17 protein-coding genes are annotated in these 19,766 nt (G+C 68.4%); 8 read left to right on the plus strand and 9 right to left on the minus strand.

What is annotated here, in order from left to right:
* The 8 genes from KXJ60_RS01475 to KXJ60_RS01510 all read left to right on the plus strand — a co-directional run.
* The coding region (locus KXJ60_RS01475; protein WP_291123635.1) for a GspL/Epsl periplasmic domain-containing protein at nt 1–670 on the plus strand (670 nt) is incomplete at its 5' end.
* A gap of 2 nt (nt 671–672) precedes the next feature.
* Complete coding sequence (gene gspM / locus KXJ60_RS01480) at nt 673–1,203, plus strand: type II secretion system protein GspM (protein WP_291123636.1); 531 nt, start codon at nt 673–675, stop codon at nt 1,201–1,203.
* Nucleotides 1,200–1,994: a type II secretion system protein N gene (gene gspN, locus KXJ60_RS01485; protein ID WP_291123637.1), complete on the plus strand. Its 795-nt coding sequence runs from the start codon at nt 1,200–1,202 to the stop codon at nt 1,992–1,994. The genes gspM and gspN overlap by 4 nt, the downstream gene beginning before the upstream one ends.
* 45 nt (nt 1,995–2,039) lie before the next feature.
* Nucleotides 2,040–4,235 (plus strand): type II secretion system secretin GspD, encoded by a 2,196-nt coding sequence (gene gspD / locus KXJ60_RS01490; protein ID WP_291123638.1) that lies wholly within the window; start codon nt 2,040–2,042, stop codon nt 4,233–4,235.
* Nucleotides 4,236–4,245: 10 nt separating this feature from the next.
* Nucleotides 4,246–5,688 carry a type II secretion system ATPase GspE gene (gspE, locus tag KXJ60_RS01495; protein WP_291123639.1) on the plus strand — a complete coding sequence of 481 codons (1,443 nt, stop codon included), beginning with the start codon at nt 4,246–4,248 and terminating at the stop codon, nt 5,686–5,688.
* A 160-nt stretch (nt 5,689–5,848) separates the two neighbouring features.
* A complete protein-coding gene (gene gspF / locus KXJ60_RS01500) occupies nt 5,849–7,078 on the plus strand; it encodes a type II secretion system inner membrane protein GspF (RefSeq protein ID WP_291123640.1) in 1,230 nt (409 codons plus the stop codon).
* Between the two features lie 2 nt (nt 7,079–7,080).
* Nucleotides 7,081–7,977 (plus strand): 5'-nucleotidase, encoded by an 897-nt coding sequence (locus KXJ60_RS01505; protein ID WP_291123641.1) that lies wholly within the window; start codon nt 7,081–7,083, stop codon nt 7,975–7,977.
* Nucleotides 7,978–8,148: 171 nt separating this feature from the next.
* Nucleotides 8,149–9,870 (plus strand): ABC transporter ATP-binding protein/permease, encoded by a 1,722-nt coding sequence (locus KXJ60_RS01510; protein WP_291123674.1) that lies wholly within the window; start codon nt 8,149–8,151, stop codon nt 9,868–9,870.
* A 102-nt stretch (nt 9,871–9,972) separates the two neighbouring features.
* Here the strand turns inward: KXJ60_RS01510 and queC are convergent, their stop codons facing one another.
* The 9 genes from queC to flgF form a co-directional block, all read right to left on the minus strand.
* Complete coding sequence (gene queC, locus KXJ60_RS01515; protein WP_291123642.1) at nt 9,973–10,725, minus strand: 7-cyano-7-deazaguanine synthase QueC; 753 nt, start codon at nt 10,723–10,725, stop codon at nt 9,973–9,975.
* Nucleotides 10,726–10,771: 46 nt separating this feature from the next.
* Nucleotides 10,772–11,971 (minus strand): HDOD domain-containing protein, encoded by a 1,200-nt coding sequence (locus KXJ60_RS01520; RefSeq protein ID WP_291123643.1) that lies wholly within the window; start codon nt 11,969–11,971, stop codon nt 10,772–10,774.
* A gap of 13 nt (nt 11,972–11,984) precedes the next feature.
* Entirely contained in the window at nt 11,985–13,202 is a 1,218-nt protein-coding gene (flgL, locus tag KXJ60_RS01525) for a flagellar hook-associated protein FlgL (RefSeq protein ID WP_291123644.1), read from the minus strand.
* Nucleotides 13,203–13,230: 28 nt separating this feature from the next.
* A complete protein-coding gene (gene flgK, locus KXJ60_RS01530) occupies nt 13,231–15,144 on the minus strand; it encodes a flagellar hook-associated protein FlgK (protein WP_291123645.1) in 1,914 nt (637 codons plus the stop codon).
* A 12-nt stretch (nt 15,145–15,156) separates the two neighbouring features.
* Nucleotides 15,157–16,035, minus strand: a complete 879-nt coding sequence (gene flgJ, locus KXJ60_RS01535; RefSeq protein ID WP_291123646.1) for a flagellar assembly peptidoglycan hydrolase FlgJ — start codon at nt 16,033–16,035, stop codon at nt 15,157–15,159.
* A 145-nt stretch (nt 16,036–16,180) separates the two neighbouring features.
* A complete protein-coding gene (locus KXJ60_RS01540; protein WP_291123675.1) occupies nt 16,181–17,269 on the minus strand; it encodes a flagellar basal body P-ring protein FlgI in 1,089 nt (362 codons plus the stop codon).
* 90 nt (nt 17,270–17,359) lie between these two features.
* Nucleotides 17,360–18,067 carry a flagellar basal body L-ring protein FlgH gene (locus tag KXJ60_RS01545; protein ID WP_291123647.1) on the minus strand — a complete coding sequence of 236 codons (708 nt, stop codon included), beginning with the start codon at nt 18,065–18,067 and terminating at the stop codon, nt 17,360–17,362.
* A gap of 110 nt (nt 18,068–18,177) precedes the next feature.
* The gene (gene flgG / locus KXJ60_RS01550; protein WP_291123648.1) at nt 18,178–18,960 is read right to left on the minus strand and encodes a flagellar basal-body rod protein FlgG; all 783 of its coding nucleotides are present in this window, start codon (nt 18,958–18,960) and stop codon (nt 18,178–18,180) included.
* Nucleotides 18,961–18,985: 25 nt separating this feature from the next.
* Nucleotides 18,986–19,723 carry a flagellar basal-body rod protein FlgF gene (gene flgF / locus KXJ60_RS01555; RefSeq protein WP_291123649.1) on the minus strand — a complete coding sequence of 246 codons (738 nt, stop codon included), beginning with the start codon at nt 19,721–19,723 and terminating at the stop codon, nt 18,986–18,988.
* Nucleotides 19,724–19,766 lie beyond the last annotated feature (43 nt).

Genomic DNA, 19,766 nt, shown 5'->3' on the forward strand with positions numbered 1-19,766 from the left:
CTCGCCCGGCGAACCGGGCGAGTACGACGTCTGGCTGGCCGACCCGACCGTGGCCGCCCAGGCCGAGCGGGTGTTGCAACAACGGTTCGAGCTGGTGGCCCAGCCCGCCTGGCTCTTGCGCTGCGCCCAGTCCGACTGGAACCTCGCCCAGTTCGACCTCAGCCTCTCGGCGGGCGCCCGGCGCGGCCAACGCCTCAAGCGCAGTTTTCGCCAATGGCGCAACGCGCCCGCCTGGCGACCCGCCCGGTGGGGGCTGGCCGCGCTGGTGGGGGTGCAGCTCGTCGGCCTGAACGCCGCGGCCTGGCACGAACGCAGCGCCCTGGACGCCAAGCAAAAAGCGGTGGTTCAGACGCTGCAGCAGAGTTTTCCGCAAATCACCCTCGTGCTCGATGCGCCGGTGCAGATGCAGCGGGAAGTGGCCCGCCTGCAGCAGGCCAGCGGAGCGCTGTCTGCCGGCGACCTGGAAACCCTGCTCGCCGCCATCGACCAGGCGGCCGCCGGCGATGCGCTGTTGCCCTCTGCGGTGGCCTACAGCACGGGCGAAGGCCGCTTTTCGGGCTGGCGCGCCACCGCAGACCAGCTGCGCGCCCTGCAACAGTCGCTGGAGCGCAGCGGCTGGCGCGTGCGGTTCGACGGCAATGAGCTGGCCCTGCGCCCGCCGGAGTCCTGATCATGGCCACTGCAAGCCCCACCCCTTTTGAAAAACTCACGCTCGCCGTGTCGGTCGCGATGGCGCGCCTGTCCTCGCGCGAGCGCACCGCCGTCACTGTGGCCATCTGGGTGGTGGGCCTGGGCCTCGTGTGGTGGTTCGCGGTGGCGCCGGCCATTGACACGCTGCGCGCTGCCCCGGCGCGCCATGCCCGGCTGGACGCCCAGCTCGGCCAAATGCAACGCCTAGCGGCCACGGCCGAGAGCCTGCGTGGCCAGAACACCGCCCAACCCCCTGGCCGCGACGAGGTGCTGCGCGCGCTCGACACCGCCACCAGCGGACTGGCGGGCACCGGACAGCTCTCCGTGCTGGGGGAGCGCGCCACCCTCACACTGCGCAATACACCGCCCGAGGCCTTGGCCCAGTGGCTCGCCCAGGTGCGCATCAACGCCCGCATGCTGCCGGTGGACAGCCAGATCAACCGGGAACCCGGCAGTCCGGGCTGGAGCGGCACCATCGTGCTCGCAGGGCCCGGACTGGGCAGCACCCCATGAACGCCAACTGGCCCGCCCGACTGGCCTGGCTGAGCGCGGTGCTCGGCCTTCTGGTCGCCCTGATCGTTTTCGCGCCTGCCCGCTGGCTGGCCGACAGCGTGACGTCCGCCACCCGAAACCAGCTGCAACTGGTGAATGCGCGCGGCACCGTCTGGAACGGTCAGGCCGACCTCGTGCTCACCGGCGGCGAAGGCAGCCGCACCCAGACGGCGCTGCCCCAGGGCGTGCAATGGCGCCTGAGGCCACGGCTTGCGTCGGGTGTTCCGGCGCTGGGCTTGCGACTCATGGCGCCGTGCTGCACCCCTGAGCCGGTGGGTCTCACGTTGATCGCCCGACTGGGTGGCGGCGAGGTGCGGGTGGAAGGCACCCGCAGCCAGTGGCCAGCGGAACTGCTCATCGGCCTGGGCACGCCCTGGAACACCCTGCGCGTGGAAGGGCAGCTGGGTCTGCAAACCGCTGGCCTGACGCTGCGCTGGGACCGGGGTCGCGCCAGCCTGCAGGGCGAAGCGGCCATTGAAGCCATGGACGTGGCCTCCCGGCTGTCGCCGCTGCGGCCGCTGGGCAGCTACCGCATGACTCTGCGCGCCGACGCCGATGGCAACACGACCACGCTGGACCTGCAAACCCTCAGCGGTGCGCTCAAATTGCAGGGCGCCGGGCGCTGGGTGGGCGGACGGCTGCGCTTCGAAGGCGCGGCAGAAGCCGCGCCCGAGGCAGAAGCCGCGCTGGGCAACCTGCTCAACATCATGGGCCGCCGGCAGGGCCCACGCTCGCTGCTCAGCATTGGCTAGGCCAGGCGTGCGCCCTTTTTGACCACTTCAAGATACGATCGCCCCATGAAACCGACCCCCCTTTGCGCCACCCCGGGCCGTGCCGCCCACGGCGGCGCACTCACGGCGCTGGCCCTGGCCCTGTGCCTGACCTCGGGCAACGGCATCTCCCAAACCGCACGTGCACCCGCCGGTGCCAGCGAACCTGTGGTGCTGAATTTCGTGGCGGCAGACATCGAATCGGTCGCCCGCACCATGGCCACCATCACGGGGCGCAATGTCGTGGTGGACCCCCGCGTCAAAGGCACCGTCAACCTCGCGACCGAACGCCCGGTCAGCCCCACCGCCGCCCTCAACCAGTTTGCCGCCGTGCTGCGCCTGCAGGGGTTCTCGCTGGTCGACACCGGCGGTCTCTACAAGATCGTGCCCGAGGCCGACGCCAAGCTGCAAGGCAACGTGGTCAGCGCGGGCTCGGTGGCGGCGCTGCCCGCCTCCAACACCGTGGTGACGCAGATCTTCCGCCTCAACCACGAGTCGGCCAACAACCTGGTGCCGGTGTTGCGCCCGCTGATCGGGCCCAACAACACCATCAACGTCAATCCCGGCAACAACTCGCTGGTGATCACCGACTACGCCGACAACCTGCAGCGTATCGGCCGCATCATTGCCACGCTTGACGTGGCGGGCGCCACCGACGTCGAGATCATTCCCCTGAAGCACGCCGTGGCCGTGGACATGGCCGCGCTCGTGGGCCGGCTCATTGACCCGGCCACGGCGGGCGGCACTGCGCAGACGGACCAGTCTTACAAAACCACGCTGGTGGCCGAGCCACGCAGCAACAGCCTGGTGTTGCGCGCCGCAAACCCCGCCCGGCTGGCGCTGGTGCGCTCGCTCGTCGCGCGGCTGGACCAGCCCTCGTCCGACAGCATGAGCGGCAACATCCATGTGGTCTACCTGAAGAACGCGGACGCCACGTCGCTGGCCACCACCCTGCGCGCGGCGCTCGCGGGTGAGTCCACGGGCGGCAGCAGCGGCAGTCTGGGCATCGCCAGCACGAACCGCGTCGCACTGCCCACCGGCGCCACGGCCGCCACCGGCAACAACAGCACCGCCAACGCCGCCACGGCGGCCATCACGCCCAGCGGCTCGCCGTCCACGGGCGGCCAGATCCAGGCCGACCCCGCCACGAACTCGCTCATCATCACCGCGCCCGAGCCACAGTACCGCCAGTTGCGCGCCGTGATCGACCAGCTTGATTCCCGCCGTGCGCAGGTGTACGTCGAGAGCCTGATCGCCGAGGTCAACGCCGAGAAAGCGGCGGAGTTCGGCATTCAGTGGCAAGGCGCGCTGGGCAATTCGGGCGACCGGGTCATTGGCCTGCTGGGCACCAACTTCGGTACTGGTGGCCGCAATATTCTTGACCTCGCACAAGGCAACAGCACGCCGGCCACCGGCCTCAACTTCGGCCTGGCGCGGCGCACCAACGGCGTGTATGTGCTGGGGTTCCTCGCCCGGTTCCTGCAGGAAAACGGCGAGGGAAACATTCTGTCCACCCCCAACCTGCTCACGCTCGACAACGAAGAAGCCAAGATCGTCATTGGCCAGAACGTGCCCTTCGTCACGGGCCAGTTCACCAACACCGGCAGCAACAACGGCTCGGTGAATCCGTTCCAGACGATCGAACGCAAGGACGTGGGCCTGACCCTGCGCGTGAAGCCGCAGATCAGCGAGAACGGCACCATCAAGATGACCATCTTCCAGGAGGTCAGCAACGTGGTGCCCTCCTCGATCAACTCCACCACCGGCCTGATCACCAACAAGCGCACGATCGAATCGAACGTGCTGGTGGAAGACGGCGCGATCGTGGTGCTGGGCGGTCTGCTGCAGGACGAATACGCGGGCAACCAGGAAAAGGTGCCCGGCCTGGGTGACGTGCCGGTGTTCGGCGGCCTGTTCCGCAACGAGACCCGTTCGCGCAAGAAGACCAACCTGATGGTGTTCCTGCGCCCGGTGGTCATGCGCGACGCACGGGACACGAGCAACCTCGCGCTGGACCGCTACGAACTCATGCGCTCGGTGCAGAAGGATTCCCAGCCCAAGCAAAGCGGTGTGCTGGGTGTGAACGAAGCCCCCGTGATGCCGCCGCAGCTGCCACCGCGCACCGCCGTGCCGGGCGATGGCACGGCCCCGGTGCGCTCGCTGGCCGACCCGCAGACCACGCCGCCGGTCAACCCGCCGCCCGTGCCGGCTCCGTTGCGCTGAGGCGGTCGCCGTGAGATACCCGCTGCCCTACGCTTTTGCGCGCGAGCATCACTGGCTCATCGAGGACGACGGCACCACGCTGACGCTGCTGGGCAGCAGCACCCCCGCGGTGGACACCGGCGCACAGACGCGGCGCCTCTCGGCGCTGTCGGAAATCCTGCGCTGCCATGCGGTGAACGACATTCGCTGGGAAAACGGTGAAACGCTGAAGCAGCGCATCAGCGCGGCCTACGCGCAGGGCGAGTCGAGCGCAGCGGCGGTGGTGAGCGAAGTGCAGGGCGACGCCGACCTCTCGCGCATGATGCAGGAGCTGCCCGCCATTGAAGACTTGCTGGAGACGGCCGACGACGCGCCCATCATCCGCATGCTCAACGCGCTGCTCACGCAGGCCGCGCGCGACGGCGCCAGCGACATCCACATCGAGCCCTACGAGCGGCATTCCAGCGTGCGCTTCCGTGTGGACGGCACGCTGCGCGAAGTGGTGCAGCCCAACCGCGCGCTGCACGCGGCGCTGATCTCGCGCCTGAAGATCATGGCCGAGCTCGACATTTCAGAAAAACGCCTGCCGCAGGACGGCCGCATTTCGCTGCGCATCGGCACCCGCGCGGTGGACGTGCGTGTGTCCACGCTGCCCAGCGCCCACGGCGAGCGCGCCGTGCTGCGCCTGCTCGACAAGTCGGAGAGCAAGCTCAGCCTGGAAGCGGTGGGCATGCAGGGCGATGTGCTGGACGCCTTCCGCAAGCTCATCGGCCAACCGCACGGCATCATCCTCGTGACCGGCCCCACCGGCTCGGGCAAGACGACCACGCTCTATGCCGCCCTGCAGCGCCTCGATGCGGGCGCGCAGAACATCATGACGGTGGAAGACCCGATCGAATACGAGCTGCCCGGTGTCGGTCAGACGCAGGTGAATTCGCGCATCGACCTCACCTTTGCCAAGGCCCTGCGCGCCATCCTGCGCCAAGACCCGGACGTGATCATGATCGGCGAGATCCGCGACTTCGAAACCGCGCAAATCGCCATCCAGGCCTCGCTCACCGGCCACCTCGTGCTCGCCACGCTGCACACCAACGACGCGCCCAGCGCCGTCACGCGCCTGACCGACATGGGCGTGGAGCCTTTCCTGCTGAGCTCTTCGCTGTTGGGCGTGCTGGCCCAGCGCCTGGTGCGCAAGCTCTGCCCGCATTGCCGGCGCGAAGACGACAAGCACCAGTGGCATCCGGTGGGCTGCGAGCATTGCAACCACACCGGCTACAAGGGCCGCACCGGCATCTACGAACTCATGGTGGCCGACGACAAGATCCGCGCGCTGATCCACAACCGCGCCGCCGAGAGCAAGGTGTATGTGGCCGCCGAAGCTGCTGGCCTGCGCTCCATGCGCGCCGACGGACAGCGCCTGATCGACATGGGCATCACCTCGCCGGAAGAAGTGATGTCCGTGACCCGGGATTGAGCATGAATCGCCCGCGCGATCTCCCCGGCAAGACGTGTCTCGTGCAGGGCACCAGAGGGTCCGGCTCTGCCGGCCCAAGGGTGCGTCCCCCCTCCCAGCGCCGAAGGCGTGCCAGTGAGGGGGGAAGCCGCGTCAGCGGCGCAGGGGGGAGCCCCTGCTGATGCCTGCCTACACCTTTGAAGCCCTGGATGCCCAGGGCGCCACCCAAAAAGGCCTGATCGACGCCGACACCGCGCGCGCCGCGCGCAGCATGTTGCGCGCGCGGGCGCTGGTGCCGCTGCTGGTGGAGCCAGCCATGGGCGCAACAGGCTCCACGGCGTCGCGGGGCCTCAACATCACGCTCTGGGGCGGTCGCGCATTCAGCGCCACCACGCTGGCGGTGTGGACGCGCCAGCTAGCCGGCCTGGTGTCGGCCGGCCTGCCCCTCGAGCGCGCGCTCGCCGCCCTCACCGAGGAGGCCGAGGACGAGAAACAGCGCAACCTCATGGCCTCGCTGCGCTCCGAGGTCAACGGCGGCTCGCCGTTCGCCCGTGCGCTGGCGCAGCACCCGCGCGAGTTCTCGCCCATCTACACCGGCGTGATCGCCGCCGGCGAGCAAAGCGGCTTGCTGGGCACCGTGCTGGAGCGTCTGGCCGACGACCTCGAAGCGCGCGAAGCGCTCAAGAACAAGATCGTGGCGGCGTCGCTGTACCCGGCCATCGTCACCCTGGTGGCCATCGTCATCGTGGTATTTCTGGTGTCGTACGTGGTGCCGCAGGTGGCCAATGTGTTTGCGGGCAGCAAGCGCGCCCTGCCCTTCCTTACCGTGGTCATGCTCGGCCTGAGCGACTTCGTGCGCAGCTACGGCTGGCTCCTGCTCGGGCTGCTGGCGGCCGGTGCGGGCGCGGTGGTGTTTGCCCGCCGCAACGAAGCGATACGCCTGCGCATGGACGCCGCCTGGCTGCGCCTGCCGCTGGTGGGACGGCTGGCGCGTGGCTACAACGCGGCGCGCTTCTCGGCCACGCTGGCCATGCTGGCGGCAGCGGGCGTGCCCATCTTGCGGGCGCTGCAGACCGCGGCCGAGACGCTCTCCAACCAGGCCATGCGCGCTGACGCGCTGGACACCGTGGTGCTGGTGCGCGAAGGCGCGCCACTGGCTTCGGCGCTGGGCAGCAAGAAGCGCTTTCCGTCGCTCGTGTCCATGTTTGCGCGGCTGGGCGAACAAACCGGCCAGCTGCCCGCCATGCTTGACCGCGCGGCCCGTCAGCTCGGTGAAGAGGTGCAACGCCGCGCCATGCACATGGCCACCATCCTGGAGCCGCTGCTGATCGTCGGCATGGGCCTGGTGGTGATGCTCATCGTGCTGGCGGTGCTGATGCCGATCATTCAGCTCAATCAACTGGTCGGCTGACGATGCCTGTGACGCTTGACGGCAAGCTGGTCGTTGCCATTTCCTCGCGCGCGCTGTTTGACTTCGAGGAAGAGAACCGCCTGTTTGAAACCGGCGACGACCGTGCCTACATGAAGCTGCAGCTGGATCGGCTGGACCAGCCCGCCGCGCCCGGCGTGGCGTTTTCGCTGGTGCACAAGCTGCTGGCCTTCAACGACGCCCAGGCGCAGCGCGTGGAAGTGGTGATTCTGTCCCGCAACGATCCGGTCTCGGGCATGCGCGTGTTCCGCTCGGCGCAGCACTACGGCCTGCCCATTCAGCGCGGCAGTTTCACGCGTGGCCAGCCGCCCTGGCGTTACCTGCGTCCGCTGCGTGCCAACCTGTTCCTCTCCACGCACCTGGCCGACGTGCGCGCCGCGCTCGAAGCCGGTGTGCCCGCTGCGCAGGTGTACCCGCAGTCGGTACACGCCAGCAGCGAACACCCGCACGAAGTGCGCATCGCCTTCGACGGCGACGCGGTGCTGTTCTCGGACGAAGCCGAACGCGTGTACCAGGCGCAAGGGCTCTCGGCCTTCCAGGAGCACGAAGCCACCAAGGCGGCGATGCCGCTGGCCGGCGGTCCCTTCAAGCCCTTGCTGGAGGCGCTGCACCGACTGCAAAGCGAAGGCACGCCGCTCATGCGCGTGCGCACTGCGCTGGTCACGGCGCGCAGCGCGCCGGCCCACGAGCGCGCCATTCGCACGCTGATGGACTGGAACATCGAAGTCGACGAGGCCATGTTCCTCGGCGGCTTGCCCAAAGGCGAATTCCTGCGCGAATTCGAGCCGGACTTTTTCTTTGACGACCAGACCGGCCACATCGAATCGGCCGCGCTGCACGTGCCCGCCGGGCATGTGGCCAGCGGCATCAGCAACGGCTGACGCCGCCTAAGCCCGGCCTCAGCGAAGCGGCTGGGCACCCGCTACGATGCGCCATCCACGGGCGCCGTCCGCGCCCAACCAGCTCAGGGCCTCTCCATGACGACGACTTCCGCCGCCGCACCCCGTCCACCTTCGCTGTGGCCCACGCTCAAGGGCGTTGGCGCCTTTGCCATGCCGTACTTCCAGTCTGAAGAGAAGTGGCGCGCGCGCGGCCTGCTGCTGGCGGTGGTGCTGCTCAACCTGGGCACCGTGTACATGCTGGTGCAGATCAACGAGTGGTACCGCGTGTTCTACGACGCGCTGCAAGCGAAAGACCAGCCGGTGTTCTGGCAGCAGATCGGACGCTTTGGCTGGCTGGCGCTGATCTACATCGTGCTGGCGGTCTACAAGTTCTACCTCACGCAGATCCTGCAGCTGCGCTGGCGCGTCTGGCTCACCGACCACTACATGGGCCGCTGGCTGGCCAACAAGGCCTTCTACCGCATGGAGCTGGCCCGCTACACCGCCGACGAGCACGGCACGCCCGACAACCCGGACCAGCGCATCCAGGAAGACCTGAACCTCTTCACCAGCTACACGGTCTCGCTCTCCATGGGCATGTTCAATGCGCTCATCACGCTGGTGAGCTTCGTGGGCATCCTCTGGACGCTCAGCGGCTCCATCAGCGTGCCGCTGCCGGGGTTCCTGGGCGGCGGCGAGCTGGAGATCGTGGGCTACATGGTGTGGGCCGCGGTGCTGTACTGCGCGGTGGGCAGCGCCATTGCGCACTGGATCGGCCGCCCGCAGGTGCGCCTGAACTTCCAGCAACAGATGCTCGAAGCCAACTTCCGCCACCACATGGTGCGCGTGCGCGAGTACAGCGAATCGATTGCGCTGGACGGCGGCGAGCGCGTCGAGCGCCGCCACCTGGATGTGCGCTTTGCCGACGTGATGAGCAACTACTTCAGCCTCATCCGCAACCAGAAGCAGCTCACCTGGTTCAGCAGCTTCTTCTCGCAGGCGGCCATCATCTTCCCCATGATCGTAGCCGCACCGCGCTACTTCAGCGGCGCCATCCAGCTCGGGCAGCTCATGCAGATCAACTCGGCGTTTGGCCGGGTGCAGGACTCGCTCTCATGGCTGGTCGACAACTACATGTCGCTCGCCGTGTGGAAGGCCACCACCGACCGCCTGATCGGCTTCGAGAAAAGCCTTGCGCACCAGTCGCAAACGCAGGATGCGCTCACCACCACCGAGTCCGCCGCCGGCATCACGGCGCAAGACCTCACCGTGGGCCTGCCCGGTGGCCGCGCACTGCTCGCCGGCGTGGACCTGAACGTGGCGCCCGGCGACACCGTGCTGCTGCACGGCCCATCAGGCAGCGGCAAGTCCAGCCTGTTCCGCGCGCTCTCGGGCATCTGGCCACACGCGCTGGGCTGCGTGGGCCTGCCCAAAGACACCATGTTCATTCCCCAACGGCCCTACTTCCCCGACGGCCGCCTGCGCGACGCGCTGGCCTACCCCGACCCGGCCGAGAAGTACACCGACGACGCGCTGAAGGCAGCGCTTGAGGCCGCCCTGCTGCCCGCGCTGACCGACCAGCTCGACCGCGAAGACGCCTGGAGCCAGAAGCTCTCGGGCGGCGAACGCCAGCGCCTGGCCATCGCGCGCGTGATGCTGAAGAAGCCCGCCTGGGTGCTCGCCGACGAAGCCACCAGCGCGCTCGACGAAGAGGCCGAAGCCACGGTCTACCAGCGCCTGATCGACCGCGTGAAGCAGGCGGGCGGCGCGCTGGTGTCCATCGCCCACCGCTCCACGCTGGCCACCCTGCACCGCACACGCTGGGCGCTGAAGCCGAATGCGGCCACTGGCGCAGATGCAGCCCGCTACCGGCTGGACGTTTCGCAGGACTGAAGCCCGTACGGTTGTCGAAGCCCTTGCAGGCGCACCCTTCGACAGGCTCAGGGCGAACGGAGAGCGGCTAACGGCTAACGGCCAACGGCTAACGGGGAACGCTCACACCACCGGCGCGGCGTAGTTGTCCCACCCCCGCGCTCGCAGTTCGCAGGCCGGGCAGGTGCCGCAGCCGTAGCCCCAGGGGTGGCGGTGTTCGCGGTCGCCGAGGTAGCAGGTGTGGGTGTGTTCGACGATGAGGTCCACAAGCGCGTTGCCGCCGCCCACCAGCAGCGCGTCTTCGCCGAGCTCGTGGGCCAGGCGCCAGGTGGCGGCTTTGTCGATCCACATGAGCGGGGTGTCGATGAGGAAGCGGTGGTCCATGCCGAGCGAGAGCGCCACTTGCAGCGCTTTCATGGTGTCGTCGCGGCAGTCGGGGTAGCCCGAAAAATCGGTTTCGCACACGCCGGTGACGATGACCTGGATGCCGCGCCGGTAGGCCAGCGCTGCGGCCAGCGTGAGGAAGAGCAGGTTGCGCCCGGGCACAAAGGTGTTGGGCAGGCCGCTTTCTTCCATGCGAAAGGCCATGTCGCGCGTGAGCGAGGTTTCGCTCACCTTGCCGAGCACCGCGAGGTCGAGCACGTGGTCTTCACCCAGCCGCTGGGACCACGCGGGGAAGCGGTGGCGCAGTTCGCGCAGCACATTCAGGCGCGCCGTGAGTTCGACGCTGTGGCGCTGGCCGTAGTCAAAGCCGATGGTTTCCACGCGCGGGTAGCGCGCGAGGGCGTGGGCGAGGCAGGTGGTGGAGTCTTGCCCGCCAGAGAACAGCACAAGGGCGCTGGTGTGGTGGGGATGCGAGGGCGGTGCGGAAGTCATGGCAGGGATCGTAGCGCGCCGACCGTGTGCGGCGCGCGGGCGCGCCCTACATCATGCGTTCGGAGCGCGGGCTGGCGTGGTCACGGCTGGTGGCGAGCATGCGGATGAGCGCGCGGTTGGCGTGCTCCAGGCTGACGTCGTGCCGCTGGCAGACGGCGGGCAGGCGGTGCAGCTGGCCGGGCTCGCCTTGGGCGCGCGCCACGTCCAGCAGCGGGTGGTAAGGCCCATCGCGGCGCAGCACGGCGTCGAACACGCGGCCCGAGAGCGGCAGGCGGTTGAGCAGTTCGGCCAGCGGCTGGTGCAGCAGGCGGTCGAGCTGTGAGAGCAGCGCGGTGGTGTAGACCTCGCCGCGCAGGTTGTCTTCGGAGCCGGTGGCCAGCAGGTGCTGGGCGAGGCGCGAGCGCATGACCATGCTGTAGCGCACGGGGTGCAGGTCGGCGTCGGGGCCGTTGCTGGGCATCTGCTCGGTGAGCCAGCGACCGAGTTCCTTGAAGCCCAGCATCATGAGCGCGTGGCGCAGCGAGCCGATTTCGTGTCGTCCGCCAAAGGCCGCCGAATTGACCAGCAGCAGGATGCGGTAGACCAGCACCGGGTCCTGCCGCACGAGGCGTTCGAGGTGTTCGATCGAGCAGTCTTCATCGCCAATGGCCATGAGGATCTGCTGGACCACCGCCGCGTCGTGGTTCAGCGGGTGGTGGCGGTGTGTGTGCAGCACGTCCGCGTCGGGCCAGCCGAGCAGGCCCCAGGCGTTGGCGTCGTCCAGGCACTGGCGCGCCACGGCTTGCGTGGTGACGCCTTCGATCAGCTGGCCCATGAGGCCGGCGGGCACGGGCTCGGCGCCCAGGCGCAGCAGGTTGCGCGCGTCGGCCGGGGCGACCGCCTGGCCGCGCACGGCAGCCAGGTCGGCGTGGCGCAAGAGGCGGTGGCCGCGCTGCGCGGCGGCATTCAGTCGGGCCAGCGTTTCCGGTTGCTCGAACTGCGAGGCCGGCACTTCGAGCCAGGTGTTGTGCACGGGCGGGCACACCAGCGCCTGCTGGAGCACGCGCGGGCTGTCGATGGAGAGGATGAGCACCGGCGCGGTGGCGGGCCAGTCGTCGCCCAGCGCCTGCATGAGGTGGGCGGCATCGACCGACTCGGGGTGCACGGCGCGCACACCCAGGCGCACGGCGGCGAGTTCGCGCGCGCGGTTCCAGACGGGCTCGTAGCCCAACGCGATGCTGTCCAGCACGGTATGGATCGTCAACATGGGGTGGTTGCTGTCAACTGATCGCCTGGAAGAGCGAGAGGCGCTGCACCTGCGCATACGACTTGATGGCCGCTTCGAAGCCGACGCGCTGGGTCTCCAGGTCGGACAGGCCCTTGATCATGTCGAGTTCGGTGAGGCTGGACTGCTCGGCCTTGAGGTCGACCGCGCGGCCTTCCATCTGGTCGTTGAGCGAGTCGGCGCGGTTGAGCCATTCGCCGGCGCGGCCGCGCGCGGCCAGCACGCGGTCGTGGCCGGCGTCCACCTCGGTGATGGCGCGGGCCATGGCCTGGGCCTGGTGGGCGCTCTGGTTGGCGCCGCCGTAGCGCAGCGCGTCGATGGCGCCCTGCACCACCGAAAAGATGTCGGTGGTGGTGGTGACGGGACGCACTTCCACGCGGTCGCCCGCGGCCGGCAGGCCACGCATTTCCAGCGACATGCCGTCGAATTCGATGGACCGGTTGGCCACATAGGGCTGGCCCACATGGCCGGGCACGGGTGTGCCGGTGGTGGCGTTGGTCACGGTGTACTGCATCACGCCGCCCACGTCGGCAAACGTGATGTCGTAGTCGTTGCCGGTGAGCGCGGCGGCGTTGGTCACCTGGCCCATGGTGGTGCTCACGCCACCCGTGTTGGTGTTGGGCAGGTCCACCGTGAAGGTGCCGTTGCCCTGGGGCACGCGCATCCAGATGGCATCGCCGTCGAGCGCGGAAGGCAGCGAGCTGTTGCCGGCTGCGGCCTGGCCGCGCTGGCCACCAAACTGCACGCCGTTGCCGGTGGGACCGTACAGGTCCACGAAAGGCGTGGACGAGCCGCCCAGGCCGCCGTAGAGCGTGCGCCCGGCGTTGTCGGTGCGGTTGGCCACGGCAATGAGTTGTTCGCGCAGGCCTTCGAGCTGCTTGGCCACGTCTTCGCGTTCGCTGTTGGTGAAGGTGGCGTTGCCGGCGGTCACCAGCAGCTCGCGCACCTTCTGCATGAGTTCACCCGATTCGGCCAGGCCGCTCTCGGCCTGCTGCAGGCTGGTCTTGGAGGCTTCGAGCGCGCGCAGGTCGGCGTTGGTGCGCGAGAGGCGGTTGGCAGCGGTCTCGGCCAGCGTGGCGGCCACGGGGTCGTCGCTGGGCTTCATGACCCGCATGCCGGTGGTCACGCGCTCCTGCTGCGCCGACAGCTCGGCCTGGCGGCGCGTCAGCAGGGCAATGGTGTTGTCGTAGCTGTTGGCGGTGGAAACTCGCATGGTGAATCGGTCCTCGGTCTATGTCCGCTCAGCGGCCCACGGTCTGCAGCAGGCTGTCAAAGGTGCTCTGCGCGATCTGAAGGAACTTGGCCGACGCCTGGTAGGCCTGCTGGTACTGCAGCAGGCGCGCGGCTTCCTCGTCCAGGTTGACACCTGCCACGTTGGCGCGGGCGGCCTCGGCCGTGCTGGCGATGTTGCTCGAGAAGTTCGCGGCAAACTGCGCGCCCTGCACGCGCGTGCCGATGTCGGAGAACAGGCTCACATAACCGTCGGCCAGCGGCACGCCGTCGAAGGTGGCGAGGTCGCGCAGGCCCAGCATGCCGTTGCCGTTGCCAGCGTTCTGTGCAATGGAGCCTGCGGGTGCGGCGCCGATGCTGAAAGCGTCGCCCGTGCCGGGGTTGCCACGCAGCGTGAGGCTCCAGCCGTTGAGGGTGATGGGCTCACCCGGGCGGAAGTTGTAGCTGGCAGGCGGCCCGGCGTTGTCGGGTGGCGGGTTGCCCGGGCCCAGGCCGGTGGCGGTGAAGCTGCCATCTGCCAGGAAGGTGATGGTGACCGGATCGGTGAGGTTGGCCGAAGGCGATGAGGCGTACAGGCTCTCCACGCTCAGGCCGCCGGAGTTGGTGGTGCCGGGCGTGACCATCACCGGGCTGGCCGCGGCGAGGCGGTCGGGCGCGCCGATGGCCACTTGCAAGTTGCGCGCAGCGGCTTCGTAGGGGCGCACCAGGAAACGGTCGCCGGCCACGGCGCCGGGGGTGTCGAGGTTGAAGGTCAGGCCATCCACCTCGGCGGGCAGCGCGGGCACGGGTGTGCTGGTGCCGTCCGAGAGGCGGATCACGTTGATGCCGCCGGCTTCGAAGCGCACCTCGTAGTCGGAGGCCACCAGGGCTTGCGGGTTGGCCACGCTGGCGCTCACGCCACCGGTGCCGACGTTTTCGGGCCGGGCCAGGCCGGTCGCGGCTGCTAGCTGGCTGAAGAAGTCCTGGCCAGCATTGCCCTGCAGGTCCACGCCCAGCCGGTGCTGGTTGTTCACGGTGGTGGCCGTGGCCAGCGCCATGCGGCCGAGCAGGTTCTGCGTGTCGACCAGGTCCTCGTTCATGAACTTCATGAGGCCGGCGAGCTCGCCGCCATTCAGCGCCGCATCGGGAATCGGCGTGCTCACGCCGCCCTGCACGAAGGAGACCACCAGGCGCGAAGCGTCGGTGCTGTCGTTGCCGGTGGCCAGGGCGTTGGCGCGCGAGCCGAGCACCAGCGGCTGGCTGCCCGCCACAAACACGCTCACGCTGCCGTCGTCGGCCGCCACGTTGGTGGTCTGCACGTATTTGTTGAGCTCGCCCAGGATCTTGTCGCGCTGGTCGAGCAGGTCGTTGGGCATGTGGCCGCTGCCCTGGCTCTCGGTGATCTTGGTGTTCACCTGGGCAAGATCCTTTGCCAGGCCGTTGATCGTCTTGACCACGCCCTCGGCTTGCTGACGGGTGGTCTGCTGCAGGGAGTCGATGCGGCTGGCGGTGTTGCGCAGGCGCGAGGCGAACTCTTCGCCCTTGGCGATCACCACCGTGCGCGCAGTGAGGTTGCCGGGTGACGACGTCACGTCGGTCCAGGCGTTGAGCATGTCGTTGAGCGCGGTGCCCAGGCCGGCGGCACCGGTGGGGAACGCACTCTCCAGTTGCTGCAGGCGGTCGTAGCGCAGCGCGTCGGCCGCGGCCACGGAGCCGGCCTTCTGCGATTCGCGCGTGAGGTATTCGTTGTGCGAGCGCTCGACGGTGGCGATCTCCATGCCCTTGCCGAAGAAGCCGTTGCCCATCTGCTGGTAGCCCGACGTCTGCTGGATCACGTTCTGGCGCGAATAGCCGGGCGTGTTGACGTTGGCGATGTTGTTGCCGATCACCTGCAGGGCGGCGAGGTTGGCACTGAGCGCTCGGGCGCCGATGTTGAGGGCGGACATGGCGTGCTCTCTTTAGCCCTGCGCCCGCTGGAGCGACAGGGTGGTGTTGATCGCGCGGCTGAGCTTGGCCGCGTATTGGGGGTCGGTCGCGTAGCCCGCCTTCTGCAAGCCTTGGGCAAAGCCCTGCACGGAATGCACCTGGTCCATCACGCCTTCGTAGCGCGGGCTGTTGCCGATCAGGCGGGCGTAGTCGCGGAACGAGTCGGCATACGAGTCGTAGGCGCGGAACTTGGCGGTGACCTTGCGCGGCTCGCCGTTGATGTATTCGGTGGTCGTGATCTCGGCGACCTTGCCCTTCCAGCTGTCGGTGGCCTTGATGCCGAACAGGTTGTGCGAAGGCGAGCCGTCGGCGTGGCGGATCTCGCTGCGGCCCCAGCCGGTTTCGTGGCCGGCCTGGCCGATCATGAAGCTGGCAGGAATGCCCGACTCGCGCGCCACGGTGGCCGCGGCTTCGCTGTGCTGGTCCACAAAGCCGACCTGGCGCGGGCCAGCGCTCACGCGGCCCACGGTGCTCGCGTCTTGCGCGGGCAGCGCGTCGGTGGCGTCGCCCTTGGTGAGACCGCGCGCACTGTCGCCACTCGACATCTGGCGCGAGAGCTGGCGCTCGATCGCCTCCGACAAGCCACCGGGCAGGCCCGAGAGCTGCACGGAGAACTGCTGGTCGAGCAGGTCGTTGCCGAGGTTGCTGCCTTCGCCGTCCATCAGGCCGGACTTCTGCGTGGCTTCGCGCATGCTCTTGATGAGCTCGCGCATGAAGAGCGATTCGAACTGCTTGGCCGCCTCTTTCAGCGCCGCCTTGTCGCCGCCCTTGCCCGCCCCGTAGCGCAGCGCGTTGAGCGCTGTCGGGTCGGCAGCAAGACCTTGCGTGGGCACGGCGTTGGTCGGATTCATGGCCGGACCCTGCCGCGCAAGGCCTTCGACAGGCTCAGGCCGAACGGGCGCAACAGCGCTCGAACGAAGAAACCTCCGTTCGGGCTGAGCCTGTCGAAGCCCTTACCGGGATGCGGGCTCGTGGTCACCAGCGCGCCGTACCACATCAGATCACCTCCAGCTCGGCGTTCATCGCGCCCGATGCCTTGATGGCCTGCAGGATCGCCAGCAGGTCTTGCGGCGTGGCGCCCAGCGAATTCAGCGCGCGCACCACATCGGAGAGCTGCGGTGCGGTGTCGAGCTTGATGAGCGAGCCCTTGTCCTGCGTGATCTGGATGTTGGCCTTCTCGGCCACCACGGTCTGGCCGCCGGTGGACAGCGGATTGGGCTGGCTGATGACGGGGGTGGAGCTGATGCTCACGGAGAGGTTGCCGTGCGAGACCGCGCAGGCGCCCAGCGTCACGGCCTGGTTCATCACGATGGAGCCGGTGCGCGAGTTGATGATCACGCGCGCCATGGGAATGGTGGCGTCCAGGCGGATGTCTTCCACCTTGGCCAGGAAGCTCACGCGCTGGCTGGGGTCGGCGGGTGCGCGCAGGCGCACCACGCGGCCGTCCATGGCGCTGGCCACGCCCGCGCCCATCGCCTTGTTGATGGCGTCGGTCACACGGCTGGCGGTCTGAAAGTCGTTCGAATTCAGGCCAAGGTCGATGGTCTCGCCCAATGCGAAAGGCGTGGCCACCGCGCGCTCCACTTGCGCGCCACCGGGCACGCGGCCGGCGCTCAGGTGGTTGATCTGCACCTTGCTGCCGCCGGCGGATGCGCCGGCACCGCCCACCAGCAGGTTGCCCTGCGCGAGCGCATAGATTTCGCCGTCGGCGCCCTTGAGCGGGGTGGTGATCAGCGTGCCGCCGCGCAGCGACTTGGCGTTGCCCACCGAGGACACGGTCACGTCGATGTTCTGGCCGGGCTGTGCAAAGGCCGGCAGTTGCGCGGTGACCATGACGGCCGCCACGTTCTTGAGCTGCATGTTCGCGCCCGGCGGCAGCGACAGGCCCAGCTGCTGCAGGTAGTTGTTCAGGCTCTGCGTGGTGTAGGGCATCTGCGTGGTCTGGTCGCCCGTGCCGTCCAGCCCCACCACCAGCCCATAGCCGGTGAGCTGGTTGCTGCGCACGCCCTGCACGGCCGCAATTTCCTTGATGCGGATCGCCTGCGCTTGGGCGGGCCACACGGCCAGTGCGCTGCACAACACCATCAAGATTCGGAAGAAGCGGTCGATAGTCATTTCAAGGTTCCAGCAGTTCCCGTGCGGCAGGCGTGATTCATGCGTGGATCATGCTTGGGTTCAGAAAGGCAGAACCGTCAAAAAGAACCGTGCCAACCAGCCAATTGAGAGCGCTTCGCCCTGCTGGCCGCGCCCGCGCGACTCCACGCGCACATTGGCGACCTGCGTGGAGGCCACGGTGTTGCCGGGCCGGATCTGTTTCGGGTCCACCGTGCCGGAGAAGCGCAGCACGTCCACGTTCTGGTTCACACCAATCTGTTTTTCGCCAACCACCAGCAGGTGGCCGTTGGGCAGCACTTCCTGCACCGTGGTGGTGATGGAGCCGGTGAAGGTGTTGGCGTTTTCGGTTTCGCCGCTGCCGGCAAAGTTGTTGGCCGAGTTCGCGCCCACATTGAGCTTGCCCAGCAGCGAGCTGGTGGGGCTCACGAACGGCAAGGCCGACACCCCTCCCGAGACGCTGCCGGTGCGGTCCACCGACGACGACGACTTCTGCGTGGCGCTGATGCGCTCGGTGATCTGCACCGTGAGCGTGTCACCCGGCATGCGCGCGCGCGGGTCTTCGAATGCGGGGCGGTAGCTCACCGCCTGGAACAGGCTGCCGCCGGGCGCCACCGTGACGGCGGCCGCCGCCGCCGGCGCCTGCTGGGCATAGCGCACCGGCTGCGCCGGCGCGAGATCCACCTTGGGCGTGCGCTGCAGGGTTTCGCAACCGCCCAGCAGCAAGGACGATGCAGCCAGCAGGGAGAGCAAGGGTGTTGAGCGTTTCATACAGGGCTTTCGAACGAAGTGCCTCAATCCAGAGGCGCCGCGGAACCGGCTTTGCCGGGCCGCCAGCGCCGCCCCTTGAGGGGTCACGGCCAAAGGCCGTGGCGGGGTGGTCACAGCTGGCTCAGGCGTTGCAGCATCTGGTCCGAGGTTTGAATGGCCTTCGAATTCATCTCGTACGCGCGCTGGGTCTGGATCATGGTCACCAGCTCCTGCACCACGTTGACGTTGGACGACTCGACAAAGCCCTGCATCAGCGAGCCCATGCCGGCCGAACCGGGTGCGGCGTTGATGGGGTTGCCCGAGGCCAGGCTCTCGCGGTAGAGGTTCTGCCCCATCGGCTCCAGGCCGGCGGGGTTGATGAAGCTGGCCAGCTCGATGGTGCCCACGCGCTGCGGCGTGGCGTTGCCCGGCAGCTTGACGGTGACCACACCGTCGGCCGACACGGTGATGCTCTGCGCTTCGGCCGGCACGGTGATGCCGGCTGTGAGCGGGTAGCCGCTGTTGGTGACGATGCGGCCTTGCGCGTCGGGCTTGAAGCTGCCGTCGCGCGTGTAGGCGGTGGTGCCGTCGGGCATCTCGATCTGGAAGAAGCCGTTGCCGTTGACCGCGATGTCCAGCGGGTTGTCCGACTGCTGCATGCTGCCCTGAGAGAAGTTGCGCGAGGTGGCCACCGTGCGCACACCCAGGCCGACTTGCAGGCCGGTGGGCAGCTCGGCCTGCTCGGCCGTGTTGGCGCCCACCTGGCGCAGGTTCTGGTACATCAGGTCTTCAAACACCGCCGTGGCGCGCTTGAAGCCGTTGGTGGAGACGTTGGCCAGGTTGTTCGAAATCACGTCCAGCTGCATCTGCTGTGCCTGCATGCCGGTCTTGGAAATCATCAGCGAATTGATCATGGTGTGCTCCGCAAAGGGGGTGTGATTAGCCGTTCATGCTCAGCAGCTGGCTGGCGGTCTTGTCGTTGGTTTCGCCGTTCTGCAGCATGCGCATCTGCGTCTCGAACTGGCGGGCCACGGCGATCATTCCGATCATGGCCTCCATGGGGTTGACGTTGGAGCCCTCGAGTGCGCCGTCCTGCAGGCGGGCCACGTCGCTGGCGGGCAGCGGGTCGCCCTGGGGGCCACGAAACAGGCCGTCTTCGCTGCGGCGCAGCGGGTTGTCTGCGTCGGGCACGACCATCTTGAGCCGGCCCACGTTCTGCGGCGGTTGTGCACCGATGCTGGCGGTGATGGTGCCGTCGCTGCCGATGTCCACCCGAGCGCCTTCGGGAATCACGATCGGGCCGCCGTCGCCCAGCATGGGCAGGCCCTGAGCGCTCACCAGCGTGCCGTCCTGGTTCACCTCCAGCGCACCGGCGCGCGTGTAGGCCTCGGTGCCGTCCAGACCCTGCACGGCGAAGTAGGCGTTGCCGCGCGCGGCCACGTCGAGCTTGTTGCCGGTGGAGGTGATGGCGCCCGGCAGGTCCGAATGACCGGGCGTGGCTTCCAGCGCAAACACGCGCGTGCTCGCACCGTCGCCGCGCACCGGCACGGCGCGAAAGGTGGAGAGCTCGGCGCGAAACCCCGCGGTGGACACGTTGGCCAGGTTGTTGGCCAACACCTGCTGGCGGTACTGCGCCGCGTTGGCGCCCGTCATCGCGGTGTAGATCATCTTGTCCATGCGGGACTCCTTGACATTTCAAATGGCGCAGCGCGGCGGGGGG

Origin of the sequence: Hydrogenophaga sp., from assembly GCF_019264445.1 — a bacterium.
In the GTDB taxonomy this organism is placed as follows: domain Bacteria; phylum Pseudomonadota; class Gammaproteobacteria; order Burkholderiales; family Burkholderiaceae_C; genus Hydrogenophaga.